23 protein-coding genes and 2 pseudogenes are annotated in these 24,996 nt (G+C 34.1%); 6 read left to right on the forward strand and 19 right to left on the reverse strand.

All coding sequences use genetic code 11. The features are described 5' to 3' along the window. Positions 1 to 3 precede the first annotated feature (3 nt). A pseudogene (locus AZF08_RS29080) lies at positions 4 to 194 on the reverse strand (hypothetical protein); the annotation flags it as partial. Then, on the reverse strand, positions 185 to 1,612 hold the full coding sequence (pdxR, locus tag AZF08_RS20435; protein WP_033674814.1) for a MocR-like pyridoxine biosynthesis transcription factor PdxR: 1,428 nt from the start codon (positions 1,610 to 1,612) through the stop codon (positions 185 to 187). The gene pdxR and the pseudogene AZF08_RS29080, both read right to left, overlap by 10 nt. A 247-nt stretch (positions 1,613 to 1,859) precedes the next feature. On the opposite strand from pdxR, the gene AZF08_RS20440 reads away from it, so the two are divergent. Further along, a complete protein-coding gene (locus AZF08_RS20440) occupies positions 1,860 to 2,783 on the forward strand; it encodes a DMT family transporter (RefSeq protein WP_033674813.1) in 924 nt (307 codons plus the stop codon). Between the two features lie 299 nt (positions 2,784 to 3,082). Here the strand turns inward: AZF08_RS20440 and AZF08_RS20445 are convergent, their stop codons facing one another. Beyond that, positions 3,083 to 4,963 carry an ABC transporter permease gene (locus tag AZF08_RS20445; RefSeq protein WP_033674812.1) on the reverse strand — a complete coding sequence of 627 codons (1,881 nt, stop codon included), beginning with the start codon at positions 4,961 to 4,963 and terminating at the stop codon, positions 3,083 to 3,085. A gap of 406 nt (positions 4,964 to 5,369) precedes the next feature. Here AZF08_RS20445 and nadE point away from each other — a divergent pair, with 406 nt between their 5' ends. Continuing rightward, entirely contained in the window at positions 5,370 to 6,188 is an 819-nt protein-coding gene (gene nadE / locus AZF08_RS20450; RefSeq protein WP_033674811.1) for an ammonia-dependent NAD(+) synthetase, read from the forward strand. Between the two features lie 65 nt (positions 6,189 to 6,253). Here the strand turns inward: nadE and AZF08_RS20455 are convergent, their stop codons facing one another. The 4 genes from AZF08_RS20455 to AZF08_RS20470 all read right to left on the reverse strand — a co-directional run bounded on the left by AZF08_RS20455 (position 6,254) and on the right by AZF08_RS20470 (position 9,218). Beyond that, positions 6,254 to 6,715, reverse strand: coding sequence for an NUDIX hydrolase (locus AZF08_RS20455; RefSeq protein WP_033674810.1), 462 nt, complete (start codon positions 6,713 to 6,715; stop codon positions 6,254 to 6,256). A 30-nt stretch (positions 6,716 to 6,745) separates the two neighbouring features. Continuing rightward, a complete protein-coding gene (locus AZF08_RS20460) occupies positions 6,746 to 6,949 on the reverse strand; it encodes a DUF4083 domain-containing protein (RefSeq protein ID WP_033674809.1) in 204 nt (67 codons plus the stop codon). 132 nt (positions 6,950 to 7,081) lie between these two features. Continuing rightward, positions 7,082 to 8,242, reverse strand: a complete 1,161-nt coding sequence (locus AZF08_RS20465; protein ID WP_033674808.1) for a transglutaminase domain-containing protein — start codon at positions 8,240 to 8,242, stop codon at positions 7,082 to 7,084. Between the two features lie 214 nt (positions 8,243 to 8,456). Beyond that, positions 8,457 to 9,218, reverse strand: a complete 762-nt coding sequence (locus AZF08_RS20470; protein WP_033674807.1) for a YwqG family protein — start codon at positions 9,216 to 9,218, stop codon at positions 8,457 to 8,459. Between the two features lie 225 nt (positions 9,219 to 9,443). Between AZF08_RS20470 and AZF08_RS20475 the strand changes: the two genes are divergently transcribed. Beyond that, positions 9,444 to 9,587 carry a YjcZ family sporulation protein gene (locus tag AZF08_RS20475; protein ID WP_033674806.1) on the forward strand — a complete coding sequence of 48 codons (144 nt, stop codon included), beginning with the start codon at positions 9,444 to 9,446 and terminating at the stop codon, positions 9,585 to 9,587. Positions 9,588 to 9,676: 89 nt separating this feature from the next. Then, on the forward strand, positions 9,677 to 10,621 hold the full coding sequence (locus AZF08_RS20480; protein WP_033674805.1) for a patatin-like phospholipase family protein: 945 nt from the start codon (positions 9,677 to 9,679) through the stop codon (positions 10,619 to 10,621). Positions 10,622 to 10,791: 170 nt separating this feature from the next. Here the strand turns inward: AZF08_RS20480 and AZF08_RS20485 are convergent, their stop codons facing one another. The 5 genes and pseudogenes from AZF08_RS20485 to AZF08_RS20505 all read right to left on the reverse strand — a co-directional run bounded on the left by AZF08_RS20485 (position 10,792) and on the right by AZF08_RS20505 (position 14,595). Beyond that, a complete protein-coding gene (locus tag AZF08_RS20485; protein ID WP_033674804.1) occupies positions 10,792 to 11,619 on the reverse strand; it encodes a VanW family protein in 828 nt (275 codons plus the stop codon). A 316-nt stretch (positions 11,620 to 11,935) separates the two neighbouring features. Then, entirely contained in the window at positions 11,936 to 12,190 is a 255-nt protein-coding gene (locus AZF08_RS30870; protein ID WP_033674834.1) for a hypothetical protein, read from the reverse strand. A gap of 24 nt (positions 12,191 to 12,214) precedes the next feature. Continuing rightward, positions 12,215 to 12,699 (reverse strand): annotated as a pseudogene (locus AZF08_RS29085) (sigma-70 family RNA polymerase sigma factor); the annotation flags it as partial. A gap of 206 nt (positions 12,700 to 12,905) precedes the next feature. Next, positions 12,906 to 13,073, reverse strand: a complete 168-nt coding sequence (locus tag AZF08_RS20500) for a DUF3933 family protein (RefSeq protein ID WP_063177353.1) — start codon at positions 13,071 to 13,073, stop codon at positions 12,906 to 12,908. 61 nt (positions 13,074 to 13,134) lie between these two features. Next, on the reverse strand, positions 13,135 to 14,595 hold the full coding sequence (locus AZF08_RS20505) for an aminotransferase-like domain-containing protein (RefSeq protein WP_407639491.1): 1,461 nt from the start codon (positions 14,593 to 14,595) through the stop codon (positions 13,135 to 13,137). A 106-nt stretch (positions 14,596 to 14,701) separates the two neighbouring features. Between AZF08_RS20505 and AZF08_RS20510 the strand changes: the two genes are divergently transcribed. Further along, positions 14,702 to 15,310: a LysE/ArgO family amino acid transporter gene (locus AZF08_RS20510; protein ID WP_033674802.1), complete on the forward strand. Its 609-nt coding sequence runs from the start codon at positions 14,702 to 14,704 to the stop codon at positions 15,308 to 15,310. Between the two features lie 100 nt (positions 15,311 to 15,410). Here the strand turns inward: AZF08_RS20510 and AZF08_RS20515 are convergent, their stop codons facing one another. The 4 genes from AZF08_RS20515 to AZF08_RS20530 all read right to left on the reverse strand — a co-directional run bounded on the left by AZF08_RS20515 (position 15,411) and on the right by AZF08_RS20530 (position 21,256). Next, a complete protein-coding gene (locus tag AZF08_RS20515; RefSeq protein WP_082246067.1) occupies positions 15,411 to 16,661 on the reverse strand; it encodes an MFS transporter in 1,251 nt (416 codons plus the stop codon). Between the two features lie 263 nt (positions 16,662 to 16,924). Next, complete coding sequence (locus tag AZF08_RS20520; RefSeq protein ID WP_033674800.1) at positions 16,925 to 17,131, reverse strand: alpha/beta-type small acid-soluble spore protein; 207 nt, start codon at positions 17,129 to 17,131, stop codon at positions 16,925 to 16,927. Positions 17,132 to 17,485: 354 nt separating this feature from the next. After that, complete coding sequence (gene pulA, locus AZF08_RS20525) at positions 17,486 to 20,377, reverse strand: type I pullulanase (RefSeq protein WP_235190040.1); 2,892 nt, start codon at positions 20,375 to 20,377, stop codon at positions 17,486 to 17,488. Between the two features lie 348 nt (positions 20,378 to 20,725). Next, positions 20,726 to 21,256 carry a GNAT family N-acetyltransferase gene (locus AZF08_RS20530; RefSeq protein WP_033674799.1) on the reverse strand — a complete coding sequence of 177 codons (531 nt, stop codon included), beginning with the start codon at positions 21,254 to 21,256 and terminating at the stop codon, positions 20,726 to 20,728. A 152-nt stretch (positions 21,257 to 21,408) separates the two neighbouring features. Between AZF08_RS20530 and AZF08_RS20535 the strand changes: the two genes are divergently transcribed. Beyond that, entirely contained in the window at positions 21,409 to 22,398 is a 990-nt protein-coding gene (locus AZF08_RS20535) for a Gfo/Idh/MocA family protein (protein ID WP_033674798.1), read from the forward strand. Between the two features lie 147 nt (positions 22,399 to 22,545). Here the strand turns inward: AZF08_RS20535 and AZF08_RS20540 are convergent, their stop codons facing one another. The 3 genes from AZF08_RS20540 to AZF08_RS20550 all read right to left on the reverse strand — a co-directional run bounded on the left by AZF08_RS20540 (position 22,546) and on the right by AZF08_RS20550 (position 24,925). Then, complete coding sequence (locus tag AZF08_RS20540; protein ID WP_033674797.1) at positions 22,546 to 23,226, reverse strand: MgtC/SapB family protein; 681 nt, start codon at positions 23,224 to 23,226, stop codon at positions 22,546 to 22,548. Between the two features lie 197 nt (positions 23,227 to 23,423). Then, positions 23,424 to 24,089, reverse strand: coding sequence for a YkyA family protein (locus tag AZF08_RS20545; RefSeq protein WP_033674796.1), 666 nt, complete (start codon positions 24,087 to 24,089; stop codon positions 23,424 to 23,426). A 14-nt stretch (positions 24,090 to 24,103) separates the two neighbouring features. Beyond that, on the reverse strand, positions 24,104 to 24,925 hold the full coding sequence (locus AZF08_RS20550; RefSeq protein WP_033674795.1) for a peptidoglycan-N-acetylglucosamine deacetylase: 822 nt from the start codon (positions 24,923 to 24,925) through the stop codon (positions 24,104 to 24,106). Positions 24,926 to 24,996 lie beyond the last annotated feature (71 nt).

The raw sequence follows: 24,996 nt of genomic DNA on the forward strand, positions 1-24,996 counted from the left end.
ATGTTAATTACTTAATTTTTGCGGCCATAGGCTCCATTTTTTAATACAAGTATAATCGCTGAATCAAGGAATGTATCAATGATAACACCTAGTGCCACTACAAATCCAAACATAAACAACTCCAATAACGGTTACGTAGTTAGTACGGCAAATGTAGCCGCTAATATGATACCAACAAAAGAAATTACTCTTCCTTATAAAATGGTGACCATGCTGCATGCAGATGTTTAATTCCTTGTTCAATTTCTTGAATAGATAACCCACCAAACCCAAGAAGAATGAGTCGGGGATAGTCTACTTGTTTTTCGAACCAATTGTTCGTTATACTGTACACTTTTACACCTGAATCTTCTGCTATTTTTACTAGGTCGTCTACATCCTTGCTACTCTTCACTTCTATGACAATATGTAATCCGGCATCTTGTCCAGTTACTTTTACATGCCCCCTCATCACATTTTTAATAGTTTGTAATAGAACATCATGCTTTTTTTGGTAAACTTTCCTCATTCTTCGAATATGACGCTCCCATTCCCCACTTTCCATAAAAAGCTGCAGTGACTTTTGATGAAGTCTCGAAACAGTTTGTTCATACATAAATAAGTTATTACGATACACCTCTAACAAACGTTTTGGCAGTACCATGTAGCTAATTCGTATAGCTGGCATAAGTGATTTAGAAAATGTTCCTATGTAAACGACATTTCCATGTGCGTCTAGTCCTTGTAAAGATGGGATGGGCTTCCCATGATAGCGAAATTCCCCATCATAATCGTCTTCAATAATCAAACAGTTATTTTCTTCTGCCCATTGCAAAAGTTTCATCCTCTTAGCAATGGGCAGCACCATTCCCAGCGGATATTGATGAGATGGTGTGATGTAAGCAACTTTCGCACCGCTTTTAGCCAATTCCTCTATATTAATTCCATCTTTCTGAAGATGTATAGGCTTGATGGAAAATCCAAGTTGATGAAATACATTACGCCCTCCATAATACCCTGGTTCTTCCATCGCAACCTTTTTTCTGTCTAATCCGATAAGCTGGCACAAAAGTTTGATGACTGTTTGAGTGCCTGCACCAAGCACAATTTGTTCCTCTGAACAATTCACACCACGTGCTTGACGGAGATAATTGCAGAGTATTCGACGAAGACCAAGTTCGCCTTGTTGATCGCCATAGGAAAGCAATTCCTTTTGATCAATATTCATACTTTGGTTAGAGCATGTGCGCCATTTATTATACGGAAAATGATCTAAATCAATATTACACATATAAAAATCATAACGAATATGCTTTTTCCTCATATTTTTATCCTCTATAAAGGGTACACTTTGACAATCATTAGCCATACGTCCGAACGGTTCTCTTTCTATTTCTACAACATAAAATCCGCTTCGCTCTTTACTTTCAATATATCCTTCCGCAAGAAGCTGCTGATACGCCATCTGTACTGTTGTCTTGCTTACTCTCAAATAAGTAGAAAGTTGTCTAATAGATGGTAAACGTGTTAAAGGCGAGATTCTCCCACTTTGAATCTCCTCCTTAATGTATTCGTATAACTGTATATACAATGACTCTTTTAAATTCTCATCTAACTTTGGGCTAATATCCATCTTTTCACCCTCCTTCTGTACTGGTCAAGTTATTGAAAATTGTATCTTTTTTAGTGATCAATTTTCCTTTTATAATAAACCATAACCTTTATTCATTACAATTTTAATATGGGAGGGATAAATTATAACGGTTATTGTAAGTCCGCTTATATAAAGCGACAAATAATAATTAACATCATTCACCAGATAGTTAATGTAGAAGTTTTAAGCATTGATGCAGTTTAAAATTCAGGAAGAGGTAAGACTATTGACAATATTTATGTACATATTTTGTTTGCTTGTATGGGGGCTTAATTTCATCGCAGTAAAAATTCAAGGAACTCCAGTCAGCCTGGAATTATCTTTAACGTATCGTTTAATTGCAACGGCTTTTTTATTTTGGATTCTTGTCGGCTTTCTTAAAACAAATAAGAAACCAACAAAAATAGATATTCCATTTGTTATAGTGTTTGGTATATGTAACTTTGCATTAAGCTACCTATGCCTTTATTACGCTACAATTTTGAGTTCTGCTGCCATCGTAACATTGATTTTTTCGTTAAAAGTTATTTTGACTCCAATTGCTCTTCGTTTTTTTTTAAAAGAAACATTACATTCACGCGTTTTAATCGGAGGAATCTTAAGTGTATTCGGGGTGTTTATCCTCATCTATCCGAATTTGAACAGTTTTAAAGGATTTAATGACATAAAAGGAATTAGTATTGCGCTCTTAGGTACGCTTCTTACAGCGATAGGTGACGCCGCCTCAGCGAGAAATGCACGTCAAAAAGTTAATCCTGTCTATGCAAATGCAATTGGATTTACAGTAGGTAGTATAGCGCTCGGAGCAATTGTATTGTTTCAGGGGCAAGAATTTACACTTCCAACATCGATTTCATATTTAGCTGCGTTGTTATATTTAACATTAATTGCTTCTTTTGCAGCATGGTTATTCTATTTGAAGCTTGTAGAAAAAATTGGAGGGGCACAAAGTGGCTATATGGTCGCCCTCTTTCCCGCAATTGGAGGTATTGCCTCTGTTTTGATCGGTGAGTCAGACCCATCATGGTATTTATTTGCTGGTTGCCTTTTTAGCTGCATTGGTGCTGCAATTGCTCTAGGAATTGAAACACGAATACAGAATGTAATATTGTACATAAATAGAGCTAATAAAAAGGAAAATACCTTATGAATTTTGAAATAGCATTTATTTATACATGAGTACCTAGGTTGTTACCAATAATACATCACCACTTAAGATCCCGTACATTCTTTATCGTAGCTTTGGCTACAAAATGTAACTCACTCAATTTGATTTATCACGCTAAGCACCTACACTCATTCTTAGCAAAAACAAATAATCCTTAGGAATCTTCTTAATAATAATTATTATTCATTATAAAAGCCCCCAACATATTAATCATGTCTAATATGTCGGAGGGCTTTAATTTTCAAAATTTTTATCCTGATAATAACTCAAGATTCTCTATTCTAACTCATTCGCAACCTTTCCTTCAATTGCTTTAAATAACGGGATCGGATCAGAATGAAATATACAATTTGAATTCCTACAAAGATACTTAGCACAATTGCATTTTCTTTTAGAAGTGAATACTCAAACATTTGCCCTAAAGTCGTTAACGCAACCGCCCCGTGTAATGTCGCAACGCCAATCGGAACGAAGAACAATAATGCTAATCGAATTGTTACTACTTTAGATAATTCTCCACTTGTTAACCCTACTTTTCGAATAGAATCAAATAAACGGTAATCATCTTCTAAGTCAGAGAATAAGCGGAAATATAGAAAACTACCTGCACAAACAAAGAACACAATACCGATAAAGAATCCTACAAATAATATAGGGCCAGAAACCTGTAGAGCTTGATTTTCATCGTACTCCGCTGCGCTAAATCTTGAGTGCTCTTGATGAGATTTGATTTGATTCGTTAATTCTTTTCCAGCTTCAATTTCATTTTTACTTTCCTTCGTTTGATACAGATAATCTTTTACTTCTGTAAATCCATCTTGCAATAGATTATACTGGGCTTCTGAAATAACATAGACATTCCCAGTCAGTACTTTACCAAGAGAGGATGTATTCACTTCTTTCACCGTCAATGCTTTACTTCCATTCGGTAGTTCTATTGTTGTTCTTTCTTTTTTTTGTGGCACTGGCATTTCTGTTGATAGAAAGAGTGCTGTATTTTCTTTTACATCATCTGCCTGTTCAGCTGTAAGCTTTGCATACTTTTCATACTCAGATTCTCTTACAAAGACCGCATCTCGCAATACTTTATCTTCAGTTTGCTTCGATACAATATCTATCTTTTCAGCAGATATATTATATTTCTTTAATGTTTTCTCAATTGCTTGTACATGCCCTGGTTCATTTTCATTTCCTTGTTTAGAGTGATAATGAAAGGCAATCGGTTGATCCATTATACCCTTCGTCATGGAAGCAAAACCGACTAATGTCCCAATAGCTGAAAAAGCTACAGTCGAAATAATGGTAACAATAAAGAACATTCTAGCATTATCTCTCATGCGATATGCTAGGTCTGAGAGAGTAATCATATTCGTTCTTGTCCAATATAATCCTTTACTTTTTTTACACGCTCGAATAATAAATACACTTAGCTGCTTATACAGTAAGTATGTGCCAATCGTGACAACTGTCGTTACAGGAATCAACATAACAAAGACCATTACACCGTGTGAAGATAAGGCACCTACATACCCCGTGCCAAGCAATAATACAGCTAAAACTGAAGAAATAATGGACGCTTTTGGTTCAGGCTTTGCTTTTACAGATCCTCTAAATAGTTTCATAATTTGATTTTTACGGATCATTCCTGCACTAAAGAATGAAATGATAATGAATAATACGAAAAACATAATGCTTGTTACACCTATTGCTGTTGTTGGTATGTAATATGATAAAGATATATCCAACTTCAATACCAATGGCGCTATCCAAATTAATAAACCTGAAAACAGCATTCCGCAAATAATCCCCGTAATAATTGATGCAATACCAATCATGACATTCTCAAAAAAGATAAGACGTCTTAATTGAAATTTTGTCATACCTAGCATCATTAAAATCCCTAATTCACGCTTTCTTGTTTTTAAAAACATTCCCATTGAATACAAAATAAAGAAAAACGTAAAAAGATAAATAATAGCCTGCGCAAAAGACATACTTACAAATACATATTGGCCTAATTCACCTGCGCTTAATGCAGGATGAAAAGCAAAAAATGAGTAAACAAAAAAGGCCATGATTGCAAATGCACTACTCAAAAAATAAGCCGAATATGTTCGTCTATTCCGCGTTACATTCCGAAACGCTAATTCTCTAATATTCATATTGTTTCTCCGCCCTTCCAATAACTATATTGCTATCATAATAAAGCGAAGAAATATCTTCCATCGATTCAAATGACAAAAACCTTACAATTTTGAAAGGCTACAGAAAAATTGATTAAACGAAGCAGTTTCTTTATAATAGCTACATTCATATTCATACGTTCACCCTATTGTATATTCGTTAATTTTGCGAAATAATAAGGGTGGAGATGTATGAAGCAGTACATATAAATTTATCCCGCATTAACGGCAGTAAGACCCCCACCTCAAGATTCAGAGAGAAACGAGGGCGATAGGTGTGGGATAACTGCCCGTTAAATACTGATTGGTGAAGGCTAACCCTCAGTGGGGGATGGCCCCAAGTTTCACTTTATCACTCGTTCTATATGAATAGGAGGAAAACATAATGACACTACAAGACCAAATTATGAAAGCATTACATGTTCAGCCTGTAATTGATCCGAAAACAGAAATTCGTAAACGAATTGATTTCTTAAAAGATTATTTAAGAAAAACAGGTGCAAAAGGATTTGTACTCGGAATTAGCGGTGGACAAGATTCTACACTAGCAGGTCGCTTAGCACAGCTTGCAGTTGAAGAAGTTCGCAATCAAGGAGGAAACGCAACATTTATTGCTGTTCGTCTTCCATATCACGTACAAAAAGATGAAGATGATGCACAATTGGCACTACAATTTATTAAACCTGATCAATCAGTTGCTTTTGATATCGCAACAACAGTTGATGCATTTTCAAATCAATATACAAACTTATTGGGGGAATCATTAACAGACTTCAATAAAGGTAACGTCAAAGCCCGCATTCGTATGGTCACACAATACGCAATTGGCGGACAAAAAGGTTTACTTGTTATCGGAACAGATCACGCTGCTGAAGCCGTAACAGGTTTCTTCACAAAATTTGGAGATGGTGGTGCCGATCTTTTACCACTAACTGGCTTAACAAAGCGTCAAGGAAGAGCTTTATTACAAGAATTAGGTGCTGAAGAACGCCTTTACTTAAAATTGCCAACAGCTGATTTATTAGATGAAAAACCAGGCCAAGCTGACGAAACAGAATTAGGCATTACATATGATCAACTAGATGATTACTTAGAAGGAAAAGCAGTTCCTGAAGACGTTGCAGAAAAAATCGAAAAACGTTACACAGTAAGTGAACATAAAAGACAAGTACCAGCATCAATGTTTGATGATTGGTGGAAATAAGTAATATATAAAGAAAGAAGCTAATTTTATTTAGCTTCTTTCTTTATATAAATATTTTTTCTAATTTAACGAAATACTGCTGTTCTCTTCTCTAAAATATCTTGCAAGCAATCTTGATGCTGTTTGTTAAAAAGGACTGGCATTTGATTTAACGGGAAAAACTTCAAGTCTAACGTTTCTTCCCCATCTATTTTTTTACTTCCACCAGTTATAAAACATCTAAAGAATATGCCAATCGTCTGCGCCCTGTCCCCATTCGGATATATATGAAAATATTTCGTATATACACCCATGAGCTCTTCTATTTGCACAGTGTACCCCGTTTCTTCTTCTATTTCCCGAATTGCTGTTTCTTCAGCAGATTCACCAATTTCCATTGCTCCACCAGGAAATCCCCATGCTTCATTATCTCCTCTTTTTTGCAAGAGTACTTCCCCTAATTCATTAAAAACACAACCGCCAGCAAAATTTAAAATTACATAATCGTGTCCTACTTTTCTTCGTAATTCTTTAATATAATCTGCCATCTTTGTCACCTTCCTAATACAGTCATGTATCTATGGTTGTTTTCTATCCTTTTCAAGTAATTCAATAATTTTATCAAGCTTCTTATCTATGCTGATAGAATGAGCATTTTTTGCAGCAGCATTCAAAAATAACCTTCTAATAAACAAAGTAAATGATATAACAAACAAAATGATCAGCCCAATTATTACACATAAATAAACGATTGCAAATATATCATTTTCAAACAAAGACATTCTACTCTCATACCCTTTGTCCTTTTGATAATTTTACCATATTTTCAGTGTGAGTAATTATACATTCGTCATGAAAAACCTTATACATATGTAAATACAAAAAAGAGCACCTATTACAGATGCTCCTTTTCATTAATACGTAAACGTAATCGTCGCTAATGAATATCCTGCCTTCGCACTATAAGGTGCAACTTGATACGATACTCGCTTCGCCCCTTTTGGCCAAGTAAGTTCGTTTAATGCTTTTTTAATATCTTGCATTGTTCCATCCATTGACTGTTTATAACGCACTTCTACTTTTGTAGGCTTTGCAGTGAATTGCTTCTGCAATTTACCTTTAAGTTCATTGTAGTTTTCAGCTCCATATTGTGTGGAAAGATAAACTAAGTTCGTATCTTTTAGCATTTGTTGGTATACCACTGCTTTAGAACCACCTGTTTTTATCTTACTTGTTAATTCGCTATAGTAATTAGTTGATGCTTTTGGATATTTACTACGATCCCACTCATGGTCTTTTCCTAACTGCTCGTCAGACATATTATAATAAGAATATGTGACACGGCCTGCTTTATCCGGAACTGGATCATCGAATGTAGTATCAAGGTGATACCATTTATTCTCAATCTTTACAAGGTTCCAGGCATGAGCTTGCCCATTTCCTTTTCCTGTTACAATATGCGATTGAATACCCGCTTCTTTTAGTAATTGATATGTTAATAGTGTATACCCTTGGCAAACTGCTGAACGATTAGCCAAGGCTTCATATGCTGTATAAGCCTTATAAGAAGTATCATAGGAAACATGTTTCACAACATAATCATGAATCGCTTTTACTTTTTCATGTTCATCCATTCCAGCTTTTACAATCGAATTTACAATCGTTTTTGCTTGCGCTTTTACATATTGTGTTTGTTGCTTGGATTCACGGTATGTAATATTCAATGTGAATGAATACTTCCCTGGCATTCCTTGTATAGAGTACCTTGTGCTTGCTACATTATATTTTAAATATTCATCTGCATCTACGATTTTATTATACTCTTGAAAGAGCTTATCCATTATCTCTCTAACATTGTTCTCTTTTGTTTTGTATGTGATTGTAATATTCTCTTCACGATTATCAACGTGCTTTTTTAATTCTTTTTGGAAGTCCCCTAACATTTTTGCATCTGATTGTGTATCTACCACTTTTGTATTTGTAGCTGCATATGATACAGCAGGTACTTGTAAACCACCGATCATGATTGTTGAACAAAGCGCGGCAGCTGCTACATACTTATTTGTTTTCTTCATCTCGTCACGTCCTTCTATTCTATAAATATACGAAAATTTTTTCATATATTTATAAAGTATACAATATTTTTTCAAAAAGAAAATATGAGATTATGCATATTTATTAATTGCTATTTTAATATTATTAAAAGGAATTTCGATTATATTTCAAGAAAATATACATTATGAAGTAAAAAAGCAGCAGTTCTTCAATAGAAGTAACTACCGCTTTTTTCTAAAAAGTCTGCAATAAACAGCATGTTTTCTCAAAACGACGATGCTTCAAATCATCGTTTTCAATACAGAAATACAACATTCCTAAATCTCCCCACATCATATTACAGTTCTTATAATCAGAATCAATTTGGAATAAAAGTGTCATATTTTGAGAATTCACACCAATATATTCTCCAGCTTCTTGAAACACTTCTTCTTGAACAGAGAAAGGTTCACCAAATAACTGATGGTTATCATAATGATCTGGGATTAATTCTTCAAGTAACTGTAGAAAGCGATCCGAATCATCTTCATCTTCAATAAAGAGCTCTGGTAACTTATATGTGAGTTCAAATGAAATTTCGCATTGTGTATATTTCACTTGACTACCATCAATTTTTTGTAGTTTTTCAGTCGGAACGTCATAATACAGAACACGCCGGGCATCCTTCTGGCTTAAAACTCCATTTTCTTCAGGTACACAATTTCTGTCATAAAAGAAATATAACATCCCTGTCTTCGGAAGATCATGACTCATTCCTACATCTTGTAAATCTGCTAAATTGAACTGTGCAATAAAATCTAATATATTTCCTTCATAAGTTGGATATTCGAATCCAACTGGAACATCAGGAACTCCACCCATTTTAGAACGACCAATTGAAAGTGTATCTTCTTGTTTAGGAATAACTTTTACGCATGGAAATATAGTAGCTACTAGTTCCTGTTTTAAATGTGTCAATTCATATTTATCAATTAATGACTCAATTTGTTTTTCCATAAATTCTCCTTACTTAACCGTACTTATTCGTATCATAGCACAAATATAATACACCCTTCATCTCCAAATTTAACAAGCTATCTAAAAAACAGGCTCATCCCTCATACGCGAACAAGTTTTAAAAAGCATAGTATACATTGTTCCTACAAACACGATATCTCATAATTCCTTACACTAGACCATCTTAACATTCATTTCGACTTTTAATATAAGGAGGCATTCCACATGGGTTACGGATATAGTTGCGGTGGCGGTTACGGCGGCAGTTGCGGTTGTGGAGGGTATGGCGGTTTTGCTTTATTAATCGTTTTATTTATCCTTCTAATCATCATTGGAGCTAGCTGTTGGGGCGGCTTCATCGGTTGCTAAGTAAGCTTTACAAACTATTGTAAAAAAGCACGTGATTTGCGTGCTTTTTTGCTATACAAAAAATCCATTATTCGAAAGGACATATTCTTATGAAAATTGATGGTGTTTTCGAAGGTGGCGGTGTTCGCGGAATTGCACATGTCGGAGCCATTTGCGCACTAGCTGAGCAAGGATATGAGTGGGAACGCGTAGCAGGTACATCAGCCGGCGCTATTATTGCAGCTCTTCTGGCAGCTGGTTATTCGTGCACAGAATTAAAAGACATTATAAGTAACATTGATTACCATCAATTCACAAAAAAAACATTGCTTGATAAAATTCCTTTTATAGGAAAAGGATTAAATGCATGGACTAGACTAGGTATTTATTCAAATGTTTTTCTAGAAGAATGGCTAGAGAACCTACTAAATAAAAAGGGCATTCATAATTTCAGTGACTTATCTAATCCTAAAAATTTAAAAATCATCGCTTCAGATATTAGTAACGGTAGAATGGTGGTATTCCCCGATGACTTGCCAAGCTATGGCTTTACAAATGATCATTTTTCTATCGCTAAAGCCGTCAGAATGAGTGGGACAATCCCTTTCTTTTTTGAGCCAGTAAAATGGAGAACGCCTAAATGGAAACAACCTTGTTATATGGTCGATGGAGGTATTTTAAGTAATTATCCGATATGGATTTTCGACTCACCCACTATACCTCGTTGGCCTACTTTCGGGTTTCATTTTGTGAAAGATGAGATCAAAGCTGAACCTACTCCTTATAAAGAACCAATCTCCATGTTTAAAGGCTTATTTAAAACAATGATGCAAGCACACGACTTGCGTCATCTTGATAAAGAATCAAAAGCGCGTACGATTACAATTCCAACCGGTACAATTACAAGTACGAACTTTGAATTAACCGATTCCGAAAAAGAATGGCTTTATCAATCTGGTTTCAATGCAGCTAACGATTTTTTACAAAAATGGAACTTCAAACATTATGTTCGTCAATATAGAAGTGGCAATCAAGTCCGAAAGACCTATCAATAAAACCACTCTCTAAATTGATGCTACTATTATCTTTTATTATTTTGAAATAAAAATTAAATAGTGCTAAAAAATAAATAAGCCTAATGAACTATTATTAGGCTTATTTTTTATAAAACAAAACTTTATATTATTAAGGCGGTTATTTCATCTCCAAAGAATAGCAGAATATGCTACTCTTTTTCGCTATTATAAGCGAGAAGTGGCTCATACATCATTATAGCGTGATTTTCAGTGACATATTGATCTTCTACAAATTGTTTCTGTTGATTATATACTTTTCGATGAATCACATTGTGCCTTATATAATCACCCCAATATGCAGATTCGATTGCATGTTCTTTTTCATACACTTCATATTGATACAACTGTGGATGAGCTGTTCTCCATTCACCAACTAAATGTTCATCTGTCATATAAAGATAAAGCTGATAGTCTTGATTCGTATCATTTTTTATTTGTAGATCCAGGTAGTTATAGGAACAAGTCGCACCACTTCCAAACGGCTGTGTACGTTTGGAATCCGGAAAAACATCGAAACTATGACGATAGCGTTCAGTTACTGTTAATGACGTATGGAGAGTCATCCAATATATTAAATTTGAAAGTTGGCATAATCCACCTCCAACTCCTGCTTTAAAAGCACCGTAATGCAATACCATCCCTTCTACATAGCCTTTTCTTTTTGTAGTCTTACCTATTAAACGCCAATAAGAAAATGTTTCTCCGGGTTTAATTACAACACCATTTAACTGTTTCACAGCAAGTTTTAAATTAATTATTTTATTCTCTTGGTACCACATATCTACATCTTTAAGTTTACGGCGTAGTATCGTTCGATGCTCTATAACTGTACATGGCAACTTTTCTTTTTGAATTCTTTTTGTATACCTTTTTCCATCTGTTAACCACTGCATATACCTCTTTGTAGAATAGTACCACGTACCTAGCTTAATACGATATTTAGAACGCTGTTTGGGACGCAAGTTTACAATATTCATTTTTTCTCCTTATCACTTATCACTGTATACCTTTAAAACTATAATTCTATCTATAAGTGACCCTCCCTTCAATAGGGCTTTATCTCTCCGCAGATTCCTCTCGCTTCTCTCTGAATCTTGAGATGAGGATCTTGTTGCCCGCGAATAGCAGGATAAAATTTCATGTGATACACGACTAATTAATTTTATTATTTTGTATATTAAACATTTGAAATTTATTGTACTATCATTCCAAAAACAAATAAACACTATTCAAAACATTTCTACTGAATAATCAAAAAAGAGACGAGGAAATCTTAGATTCCCTCGTCTCTTTTTAAGGTGTAAAACTTATCATCCACCCTAACATAAATCCTAATACAGTAAATAGTAGCATAAAAACAAATAAACTAAATGCCCATAATGCATATTTTCGACTTTTACTTTTTGTAACCATACCTATGACCGAACACAGTAACCCAACTCCGACTATTTGAAGAAAGCCTTCACCCAAAAATGTTTCTTGAATAAGCAAAGCAATATTCAAGTACAATAGTGCTATGAAAGCAATTGTTAATGATATAATCCCCATCCATGTTTCCTGTTTATAAACATGACTCTTTTCCTCCTTTAATAATTGTTGTAATCTCTTTCTTCCACGAAATACGTGACTTCTATATGTGTTTAACTTTAACTCTAATACAGAGGCACCCTCTTCATACGTTAATTGATGTACATCACATAATAAAATAGCTTGTGCTTCCATCACTGGTAATGTATGAATAATCTGAATTAGTTTCTCGTAACTATTTTTTGCTACTACATATTCTTCTATGGACTCACTTGTTTGTATAGTTTCTAACTCCTCTGTCCCTACAAAAGCTATTTTTTCTCTTTCCTCACAAAATCAATAAACGTATGATACGCTACTTTAAAAAGCCATGATTTTACCTGTTGGCTTTCATAATCTTCTAGATAAAGATAAGCCCGATAAAAAGTCTCCCGCATCAAGTCCTCTGCTACATGATGGCTACGAGAGAGGGAAAATAAATACCGGTATACATCATTTATATAAATCTTATATATTTCCTCAATTTCCATCCCCCTCCTCCTTTCATATATAACACGGATAAACAAATTAAAAAGTTGCATTATTTTCCCTTTTTTATAGAAATATTCATTTTTTCTTACTACTCAAATGAAACTATTAATATTTATATATTAATACAAAATGTTACAAATAATAAAAAACGAATGACAAGCACCTTTCCACTCATCAAAAAAGCAACCAAAAAGGTTGCTTTCACTTAAGGATACGATAACCCTTCTGCCTCTTCAGCAGTAACAACTACGTAACGTTCTCCCGTTCTTAGTCCTAATAGCTCTGCTTTTTCAATTGCTTCTTGCTTCGTTTCCGCATAAGCAGCTAAATACTTCTTTCCTTCAATCACCTGACAAATAACATATTGTTTCATACTTCTTCCTCTTTTCAAATTCATATCCTTTTTCTCTTTCCAAAAAGGATAACTATTATATTCACAAACTCTTTATCAATTTTGCTATTTTCTTAATTCCCATCTCCATCTCATGAAGTGATGCATATGAATAGGAAAGACGTAAAAATTGGCTTGCGTTTCTATCATACAAAGTTCCTGGGTTCAGTAAAACATTTTCTTGCAATGCTTTTTGAAATAAATCTCGGCTATGTATTTTCGGTTGAATCTGTAACCAAATGTAGAATCCACCTGATGGAACATGCCAAGTCGCTACACCTGTACAATATTGTCTTAACATTTGGAGCATAAAATCCCGCCGTTTTTTCAATTCGATTCGTATGTATTGTATTTGTTCATCGTATAAACCACTGCTAAACCATTCCGAAGCAACTCGCTGTGAGAATGAACTTGAACCATAATCCATTTGCATCTTTATATCTGCTAACCTTTGAATAACTGTTTCTGGTCCAACAACCCAACCAATCCTTAAACCAGGGCTAATTACCTTGGACATACTTCCAATATGTAATACACTCCCATTTCTATCATATGCCTTTAATGGTTTAGATGCAGGTGTATCAAACCATAAATCTTGATATACAGCATCTTCAATTATAGGTAATCCAACTTCATTGCATACTTTCATGACCTCTTTCCGCCTCTTATCATTCATGATAAAATTCGTTGGATTATGAAATGAAGGAATCGTATATAAAATAGAACCATTAAATTGCTTCTTATATTTGGCAATAAATAATGGATTTACCCCATTTTCATCCATTGGAATTCCGATTAAGCGCATTCCCGCTGACTGAAAAATATTGAGAGAGTATAAATATGATGGTTTTTCAAGTAAAATAGATGAACCTTTACAAAGAAGCCCCATCGAAATAAGCTGCAAAGCTTGAATTGCTCCCGAAACAATTAATATAGATGCTGGTGATACGGAAATCTCATATGTTTTCAAGTATTTTGCTATTTGCTCTCTTAATTTGAAGTCACCTTTAGGTTCTTCATATCCCAATGTAATTCTTTCATGGGAAATCTTCTTTATAATTTGCTTTGTTTGTTTCTCAGGTAAAAGATCAGATGAAAGCTCACCAGTACCTAATCGTATCATATTCGGATAAAATTCAGCCTGATTTATTTCTTGTATAGTTGGTAGATTGGGATAATGAGAACCCGTTTCTACATACGAATTCCAGTCAGGGGGTGGTACATAAGTGAATTTATTCCATGTATTACTCCGTACGATTGTACCTTTTCTACCTTTTCCCTCTATTAATCCTTTTGCTGTTAATTCATCGAACGCCATTACGATTGTGCTCCGGTTCACTTCGAATGCATGTGACAAATCTCGTTGTGAAGGTAATTTTGTACCAACTGTCCATTCTCCATTTACAATTTTCCCTTTTATGTATCCCTCAATTTGTTTGTATAAAGGAGTAGAAGAAGAAGTATCAGGTTTCCAATTAGAGTATTTCACATTATCAACTCCCATTCTTTTTGGTTGGGTTACGATCCAACCATATGGATGGATACAACTTCTATTTTCTTTTATACAATATACACTATCATATTTAAGTAATTGTATGGGAGGAAATGAAATGACTGAAGCAATTATTCATGGAGTTATTCTTGCATTTGGACTCATTATTCCGTTAGGTGTCCAAAATGTCTTTGTCTTTAATCAGGGGGCCAGTCAACCCAATATTTGGCGTGCTGCTCCTGTGGTACTAACCGCATCTATTTGCGACACAATTTTAATTTTAATTGCCATACAAGGTGTATCTATTATGCTCCTTACCTTCTCTTGGTTAACAATAGCTCTATATGTGATTGGATTTTTCTTTCTTATTTATATGGGATGGACTATTTGGAAAAATGATACTACTAAAGAAGTGACTAAAGAAAAGATATCCTTAAAAAAACAAATTATTTTTGCTGCTTCGGTTTCCTTATTAAATCCACATGCAATTTTAGATACAATTGGTGTCATAGGAACGAATTCTATTCAATATACAGGTAGTGAAAAATGGGCTTTTACTTCTGCAACTATTACTGTGTCATGGATGTGGTTTATCGGATTAGCACTTGCGGGAAGAATACTAAAAAAAGTAGATTCATCTGGAAAAACAATTGGAATATTAAATAAAATTTCCGGAATAATTATATGGGGTGTCGCCCTTTATATGTTAAAACAGATTATTTTTTAAACTAGAATAATGAAAATCACATGCTGAGAACAGATAACATGCGATTCAATACTTAATTTGAACATTCAAGTTCAAATTAAGTATTGAAGAACAGAGAGGGTTAAGGGCTAGGTTCAGGTTTTTGTTTTAAGGTATCTTGATTTGTTTTTGGTTTAATCCATATAATTGTAACAACTGCACCAATTGCTGCAAAGATACTTGTCAAATAAAAAACTTCATGATCTGTTCCCTTCATAAAAAAAGAATAAAGAGGTGGACCGGCAGCTACACCAATAAAACGCATTGAGCTATAAAAAGAAGTAACTGTCCCTCTTTGTTCCTTTTCAATTCCCTGTGTAATAAGGGAATCTAAGCATGGTAACGCTATACCAATTCCTATTCCCATAACGACAAGACAAAGGAGTAACAAATATATACCTTTTACAAATAACGGAAGGATAACAGAAACAGCCGCTAATATAAAGCCAATATATATACACTTTTTCATAATAGCTTGATTATCTCCGATTTTCTTTCCTGCCATGTAAGAGCTTAGCGATAACACAAGTAAAGGAACTGCAAGAATACATCCTTTCCAAATCCCATGAATGTTGTATTTCGTTTCTAATATGGTAGACAAATAAAAAAGAATTCCAAATAAAATAAGCATAATGATAGCACCTAACACAAAGATTGCGACTAACCATCTTCCTTTCTCACGGAAAGTTGAGGCAATTGATTGTAGAAATTTTTTGAATGGTGGTGCTTGATTTTCTTGCTTTTTTGCTTTGACTAACAATAATAATAAGACGATCGCTATAGCACACAGCAATGGAATAGCCCAAAATGGTAAAAACCATACTACAGCTGCAAGTGCAGAACCTAATATTGGACTAAGCACTTTTCCAAATGTATTTGATGTTTCAATAATTCCTAATCCAGTACTTACTTGCTTTTCATCTTTATATAAATCACCCACACAGGGGATGACAACTGGCATAGCTCCAGCAGCCCCTATACCTTGAATCGCCCTTCCAATAAGAATCCACGTGTAAGGATCTTCCACTTTCCATGATACCCACCCTGTAATCGCTCCGCCAATAGCCGCAATTAACAAACTTGGGACCATCACCATTTTACGCCCCCATCTGTCTGATAAATAACCGGCAATAGGAATTAATAAAATAGCGACAATAGAATATATTGTAATAATCATGGATACTTGAAAAGATGAAATATGCAGCTTTTTTTCGATTGTTGGAAGGATTGGAATAAGCATTGAATTCCCTAATGTCATAACAAGTGGAACAGATGCAAGTGCTATTAAACAACAGTTTTCTTTTTTTAACATGTTGATTTCGAAACCTCTCATCCTTTTTTCTTTCCATATAGTAACCCTGATGGAATTTGCTTCTACATTCCATCAGGGTTATCACATCTTGTCTGCCTTTTAACTTATATAACAAAAGAAATTGGAGTAAAACATAGCATTATTTCTATTCTTTCAATCCTCACAACAGTATATCCATACTATTTAATGGAAATCAACTTACTTTTTACCGAACACTATATAAGGATCTGTAAAAAATAAAAAAGAAAGGAAGACTCCTTCCTTTCTCCCATGACGCTTTAAAATTAACGAGTATATCCACCGCCAAGCTGTTGTTCTGCCATAGCTACAAGGCGCTTTGTAATTTCACCGCCTACAGAACCATTTGCACGTGAAGAAGTATCGGCTCCAAGTTGTACACCAAATTCTTGTGCAATTTCATATTTCATTTGATCAAGAGCTGCTTGTGCTCCATGTGATGCTAATTGATTAGAATTACGATTTTTAGCCATTACCGTTCACCTCCTTTATATATTAAAATGCGAAGAAATCAGGTATTATATTCTTGGTATTTTTTGGTAATTTTAATTTATTTTAATTCGTCTATAGCATTTATACTCACGGAACAAAAACTATGGTATGATAAAGATTTAACATGAATATTAATACTTTCTTTTCCCTCATCATTAAACATTGAATCTACAAAAAAAGAATTTATTATACATGCTTTCAATATAGAAAAAGAGGCTTACTTTATTCTTTGTAAGCCTCTTCCCTCATTACTTTTCTTCCAACTAAAAATAATGATAAAAAGTATTTAAAATCATGTTAGCATTATAAGTTTTTAGTAAACCTTATTATTTTAATTATCTTTCTATTTTTTCTAATACGAACGAACTTAGTGCTGGTACCAATATAGAATTACCTTCTATATTAGCAATGGCTTTATTCCCAGATTTCTGACCATTTACAAGCAGTTTCCACGTCCCTGTTTCTGGTAATTCCATATGAATAGCTTGATTATTAGCATTATGAATCACAACAAGTTGTCCTTGATTTAATGTATACGCCACAACGTTATCAGGAGCATATATAAATTTCAAATTATTTTCTATTTCTTCTTTAGTCGTGAGACGGAATGCCGGATGCTCTTTACGTAATTTGATTAGCCCTTTCATATACTCAACCTCATCTGTATACGTAGCCAGGCGCTGCCAATCCAATTGGTTCACTGCATCAGAAGATTTATAACTATTATGATCGCCACCTTTCGTTCTCAAAAACTCTTGTCCAGCATGAATAAACGGTATACCTTGGGAAGTTAAAATAATTGAAGATGCTAGTTTGTGCATTTGCCTTTTTGTTGCTTCTGATGTTTCAGGATTTGTTAGTGATAGTTTATCCCAGAGTGTATGGTTATCGTGCGCTTCCACATAAGTTATAACCTGTTCTGGATCATTGTAAGTAGCTGGATTCGAATTACTTTTCATTTCTGCTGCAATCCCCATTTGAATTTGTTTTATCTTATCTCGATTTCCATTAATGAATCCGTTATCCTTTTCATTAAATACACTACCTTTTAGGGAATCGCGGATGCTATCATTAAAATGACCCACTCCATTCATTTTCCCCGCATTTTTTTGAGTTGCTTTTTGCTGTGAGTTTAACGGTGTATTTAGATCCCATCCTTCTCCAAAAACAATGATAGTCGGGTCAATTTTATTTAATGCCTGGCGAACTTCATTCATCGTTTCTACATCATGAATTCCCATTAAATCAAAACGAAAACCGTCTATGTGGTACTCTTTCGCCCAATATGTCACTGAATCGATGATAAACTTCCTCATCATTTTTCGTTCGGATGCCGTATCATTGCCAACTCCTGTTCCATTAGCCAATGTTCCATCTTCGTTATAACGGAAAAAATATCCCGGTACAATTTTATTAAAGTTTGATTCCCTTACGGAGTAAACATGATTATAAACAACATCCATTATCATCCTCAAATCATTATCATGCATAGTTTGTATCATCTGTTTCAATTCACGAATACGAGTTGTTGGTTCGTAAGGATTTGTAGCATACGATCCTTCTGGTACATTATAGTTCTTTGGATCATATCCCCAATTATACTGTGGCTCATTTAACTTTGTTTCATCAACTGTTGCATAATCATAAATGGGTATAAATTGCACATGTGTAACACCTAAATCTTTCATATGGTTTAAACCTGTTTTTACTCCATTCGGTCCTATCGTCCCTTTTTCTGTCACCCCTAAAAATTTCCCTTTATTTTTAATACCACTATTAGGAGCAATAGATAAATCACGTACATGCGTTTCATAAATAATAGCATCTTCAGGGTTTGCAAGCTTTGGTTTTTTCATTGACCATTTTTTTGGATTTGTATGCTTTAAGTTAACTACAACCCCTCTATCCCCATTCACCGTGACTGCTCGTACGTAAGGATCCACAGCTTCATTCCATGTTTCTCCTACCTTTACTTTGTATGTATATATAGCACCATCTTGATTCCCATCCTTTTCTACCATCCAAGTCCCTTTTTCAGATTTCTTCATTGGTATTTCTTTTCCTACTAAAGCATCCCATGTATCATACATAACTAAGTTTACTTCACTCGCTGTTGGTGCCCATAAACGAAATGATGTTTTTGCTTTTGAATAAGTATTACCTAAATCTTTGCCATCATAATAAAATTGGTTATCGAATTCAGGCGTACGAACGACAGCACCTATCTCTGTATTTGCACTCCCATAAAACTCTTTTGTAACTGTATATATTTTAGTAAAATCCAGTTTCTCTTTTGTAATAATACGGACTTTATTTGTTACATCCCCACCCGCTTTATTATCTGCAAGGACTTCTTTAATTTCTGCTCCTTGTAATGTAATACCAGCATGTTTATCGTCTGTTAATGAAAATGGAATGTTCGTTTCAAGTGTAATTTCATTTATATTATCAATAGAAGCCCGCTTAATTTGAGGCTTTTTTTCTACTTGATTTCGATCATAATACACTCCGTCTATTCCTTGGGATAACCAAATTTCAGCTGAACCATCTTGATTAAACTTCGTAATGTATCGATCCCCAAATTCTTTATCTGCCCATTCATTTCCCTCTTGACTCTTTCGAACAATTAAACCCACCTTTTGTATGCCTTCAGAACTTGCCAGTTGCACATTTGCAACTTTCCCGTACTCATCTTCTTCTGTAAATGAAACTCCTTGCCCTTCTTTTCCTTCTGGCCAAATCCACAAACCCCAATCCTCATATTTATGATCATAACGAGAATAGTGAATTTTGAGATTTATATTCTTATGAGATACTAAATCCTCAGATTCGCCATCAGGTGAGGTCGTATAAGTGTTTGAATCCCCTGATTTCACCCATACTTCTCTTTCACCCTTTTTGAGATCAATCCAGCGGTCACCACCATCTTTTTCCCAAGTTTCTGTCTTTATAATAAAACCTACTCGGTCTACATTCTCAGCAATTTCTATTTCTACATATTTCCCGAACCTATCTTCACCTGTAAATGAATAGGACTTCCCTTCTTTTCCTTCTGGCCAAACCCAAACATTCCAATCTTTTTCATTATTCTTTCCAACTTGATAATGAATTTTAATCTTTTCAGACCCGACCGCAAACGCTTGCATTGAATTGGTTAAAAAACTGGAAAAGAATAGAGAAACAATCAAAATAACGGCTAATTTTTTTCTAAATTTTTGTTTATACATGTTTATTCATCTCCTTTATCATAAAGATATGTAACTCATTCATATTATACAAAATAAAGAAAACGTTTTCACTAAAAATAAAAAATATTTCAAAAACAAAAAAGAATATGAGTAAAATCTAGGCGTATTTGTGAGAAATCAAATTTCACCTATTAAAACAGAAAATTAGTAAAATAAAGTGTAACTTTAATCAGTGAGGGTTTACCTATTCATTCTCACTTTTAAGACCCTAGGTTTCATCTTCTTTAGAGCAGAATAAAAAATCCCATTCCAAACAAAATCAAAATGAGATGTAAATTTTACATAACTTAATTTGATTGTTAAGTAGTTCTATTTCGCTACTCTCAATTAAATCAACTTCTCATTGAGAGTATGGAGATCTCTCCAACAATATGCAGTCTCCTCAGTATTCAATCTTTGAATAAATTTTGTATCGATTCGTTCAGGACCAAATTTTTCATAAAAGTTTTTGGAAGGATTATCAGATATAACCCAAACTAATACAGACCGAACCCCTTTTTTTATAAATTCTGACACGAGCGTTTGAAATAATCTCTTCCCTACTTTATATCCTTGATATTCTTCCAATAAATAAATCGCATATAATTCACCATCACAATCATATATTCCTGTTCTTTCAGGACCACCATCAATAAATCCTACAATTGTTCCATCTATCCCTTCTGCCACATACCTATATTGATGAGCTGATTTTTGTTTAAAGATACTTTTCCATTGTTTTTCTCGGCTTTCATATGTAATACTGTCTAAAATCCCATCAGGTAGTATCCCTTTATATGTTGTTTTCCAACTATCAACATGCACTTTCGTGATACCTTCAATATCGTCTTCTGTTGCTTTTCTAATTTTTATTTCCATTCCTTCTCCCCCCCTTGAACTTCATTGTATCGGAAAAACATGTAAAATCGATATTTATTAAGCAAATGATTTAATATTTTATTTACTTCCCTATATAATTAATTTTCTACAGCAAACCATAACCAAAATATTTTATAGAAGGAGCAATCCATATGATACGATTCGGAATAATTGGAACGAACAAGATCACAACTAAATTTATTGAGGATTCCCGTACATTAAAAGATTTTTCTCTAACCGCGGTTTATTCACGAACAGAAGACAAAGCAAAAGAGTTTGCAAGTAAACATAATGTTGATACCACTTTTACTAACTTAGAAATCATGGCAAAAAGCGATGTAATTGATGCTGTTTACATAGCAAGTCCTAATTCACTACATGCAGAGCAAGCGATTCTTTTTATGCAACATGGTAAACATGTATTATGTGAAAAACCAATTGCTTCACATACAAGAGAAGTAGAAAAAATGATACAAACTGCTAAAAATCATAATGTTATTTTAATGGAAGCACTGAAATCCACTCTCCTCCCTAATTTTCAAGTGATTAAGGATAATCTACATAAGATTGGAAAAGTCCGCCGTTATTTTGCGAATTTCTGTCAGTATTCTTCTCGTTATGATACTTATAAAGAAGGAACCGTTCTAAATGCTTTTAATCCTGTTCTTTCTAATGGAGCCCTAATGGATATTGGAGTATACTGCATTTATCCGATGGTTGTACTGTTTGGCACCCCCTCTCATGTACAGGCAAATGCCTACCTTTTAAGTTCTGGTGTAGATGGAGAAGGGAGTCTTTTATTAAAATATAATGATATGGACGCTGTAATTATGTATTCTAAAATAGCAAATTCCTATGTACCTTCTGAAATCCAAGGCGAAAATGGTAGCATAATCATCGATAAAATTAGTTCACCTACAAAAGTAGAAATTCGGTATCGAAACAGTCATGTTGAAAATCTTACACAACCTCAATCAACTCATACCATGTCATATGAAACAAAAGAATTTATAGAATTGATTAAGAAAAACCAGCTAGAATCCACTGTCAATTCTCATAATACTTCAAGGATTACAATGAATATTATGGAGGAAGTTAGAAGGCAAATCGGGCTTATTTTTCCTGCTGATTTAAAAAAGTAATGAATATAGAAAAGTCCCTTTTGTCTTTCACTAAAGGGACTTTCTCCTACGTTTTTCTATATAGATAAAATAATTCGCTTCATTTTTAATAAAGTGAAACTTCCATCGACAAAAGCTTCATCCTCACGAATAACAAGCTCAATGTTCCTATCTACTCTCAACCTCAACCGAAACAATATGATTAATCTCTTTTAAAGAGCTATATAGCTCAGTTGTATATAACTCTTCAGGTGCTAAAATAACCATTTCTAATTGCTGTGAAGATCCATTATCAATATCTTTTATTTTCACTCGCTTTACTTGCATATTTAAACCCTTAATTTGTTTAAAGATTCCATCTAACTCTCGGTGCTTATTTACAATGATTTTAATGGATAAGTCCTTTTGGCGTAATGAGTACGGACCAGCTATTTTTACAAGATGCGGTAATACATTAATTGCTAATATAATCAAAATCATTGCCACTGTTGCTTGTATATAAAATCCTGCCCCAATTGCAATTCCTAACGCAGATGCTGCCCAAACCATAGAAGCTGTCGTTAAACCAGAGATCACATCGTTATTTCTTCGTAAAATAACTCCAGCTCCGAGAAAACCAACACCACTTACAATTTGTGCTGCTAAACGCATCGGGTCCATATTCGTATGACCTGGTGAAGAATAAACATTCACCGATTCGATTGAAACCATCGTAATTAAACAACTCGCTACAGAAATGACCATGCTTGTTTTCACACCAAGCGGTTTATTCTTGAGCTGCCTGTCAATCCCTATAAATAAACCTAAAAAGAGTGCTAAACCTAGTTTGAGTAAAAATTCATATGTCATTTTTCATTCTCCTTACTTATATGATGTTCATTATTTCTCTTCTTAAACATCATTTTTCCTTGAATATTAAACTATAACTCTTTTAGAATTCCATTTCCAGTCTTTTCTATTCATTAAATAAAAAAAGCCGAAAAAACATTATAAAATGCTTTTCCGACTTCTGGTCTTCTTCATTTTGATGGTACTTGAATTGATACTTATTTCCCTTGCTTTTGTTCTTTTATTTTGATCTTCGCATCCTTATAGAATGCTAGTTTCCCATCATTATACTCTTTTGTATAACGATTAAACTTCTCTTTTTCGTTTTGAATTTCTTCATTTAATTTATTTACAGCTTTAACTTTTTCACCAATTTCTTTTAGCTTTGTCTCTTTTACTTTTAGCTTTCCATAAAGTTCTTTTTCGATCGCTAATGATTTTGTATAGTTTTCATTCATTTTTTGAAAAGCTTCATAACGATTTTTATAAGATTCCGCTACCTTTTTTGCTTGCGTTTGTAGCTTTTTATCTTCAATTTTATCTACATAACTTTGAACAGATTTTGTTTCTTTTTGAGCTTTTTCTAATGAATCTTTTTCGTTTTTCAATAACTTTTCACGCTCATCTACATTTGTAACAGCCTGATCTATCTTTTGTGCTACCACTTCATTATGCTCTTTGCCTTCTTGTATAATTTGTCCATACAACTCTTGGCCTTTTGTTTCCAATCCCTCTAATTTTTTCGCATCATCAAATAATGATTTTTCTTGTTTTGCTGCATTTTCAAATGCAACATATACATTTTCTTCTGGTTTTTCACCAAAACACCCTGATAATAAACCTACTGATAATGCTCCAACTAATGCTATTTTTCTATAAGTCAACGTCAATTCCTCCATTACATACGGTCATCATGCCAAAAATTCACTGGGAAGTGATTCTCTTCATGATATGCTTCAAATTCATAACCCTTTTCTTTTAACCCTTTAATAATAGCTGGTACTGCTGCAACAGATTGTGGATGAATATCATGCATTAAAATAACTTCGTGTGCCTTCGTTGCATCTTTTAGTACATTTTGAACAATCTTAGCTGAGGCAGCATCAACTGCGGTTGTATTATATTTCCAATCTAAAGAGTCGATTGTCCAATCCCATACTTTTAAACCGCCTTCTACTACTTTGTTTCGAAGCGCTTCATTTAAACCAGGTGTTGAACCATATGGTGGGCGTGTTAATTTGGGCGATTTCCCAATAATGTTTGCAATTAGGCTTTGATCTTCTTTCATTTCATCTACATAGCCACCTTGGGCATATAATTTTTTATTACTGTGTGTCATACTATGCATACCAACATAGTGCCCTTCTGCATTTTCACGCTTTACTAAATCAGGATATGCTTTTACATTTGCACCAATCAAAAAGAAGGTTGCTTTTACATCATGTTGTTTCAACATATTTAACAGCTCAGCCGTATATTTTCCTGGTCCATCATCAAAAGTAAGATATGCAACCTTTCGCTCCTTACCATTAAATCGACTCGGTGCTGCTTTTTTCATTTCAATTTTTGGTTGTTCACTCGCCAACTGTACCGTATTTTCTTGCTTAGCTACAGCTCTCGCTGGTGAAGTAATAGCTTGAAACATGAAATAACCTACCGCTATTACAACAACTGCTACGATTGTCGTTACTATACGTTTTACACTAAAAACATTTCCCATTCTACTAAATTCCTTTCTCTCTATTAATCTTATATATAAATCACCCAAATATAATTGTACATGTAGTTTTT

It is taken from the genome of Bacillus gaemokensis, assembly GCF_001590835.1.
GTDB classification, from domain to species: Bacteria; Bacillota; Bacilli; order Bacillales; family Bacillaceae_G; genus Bacillus_A; species Bacillus_A gaemokensis.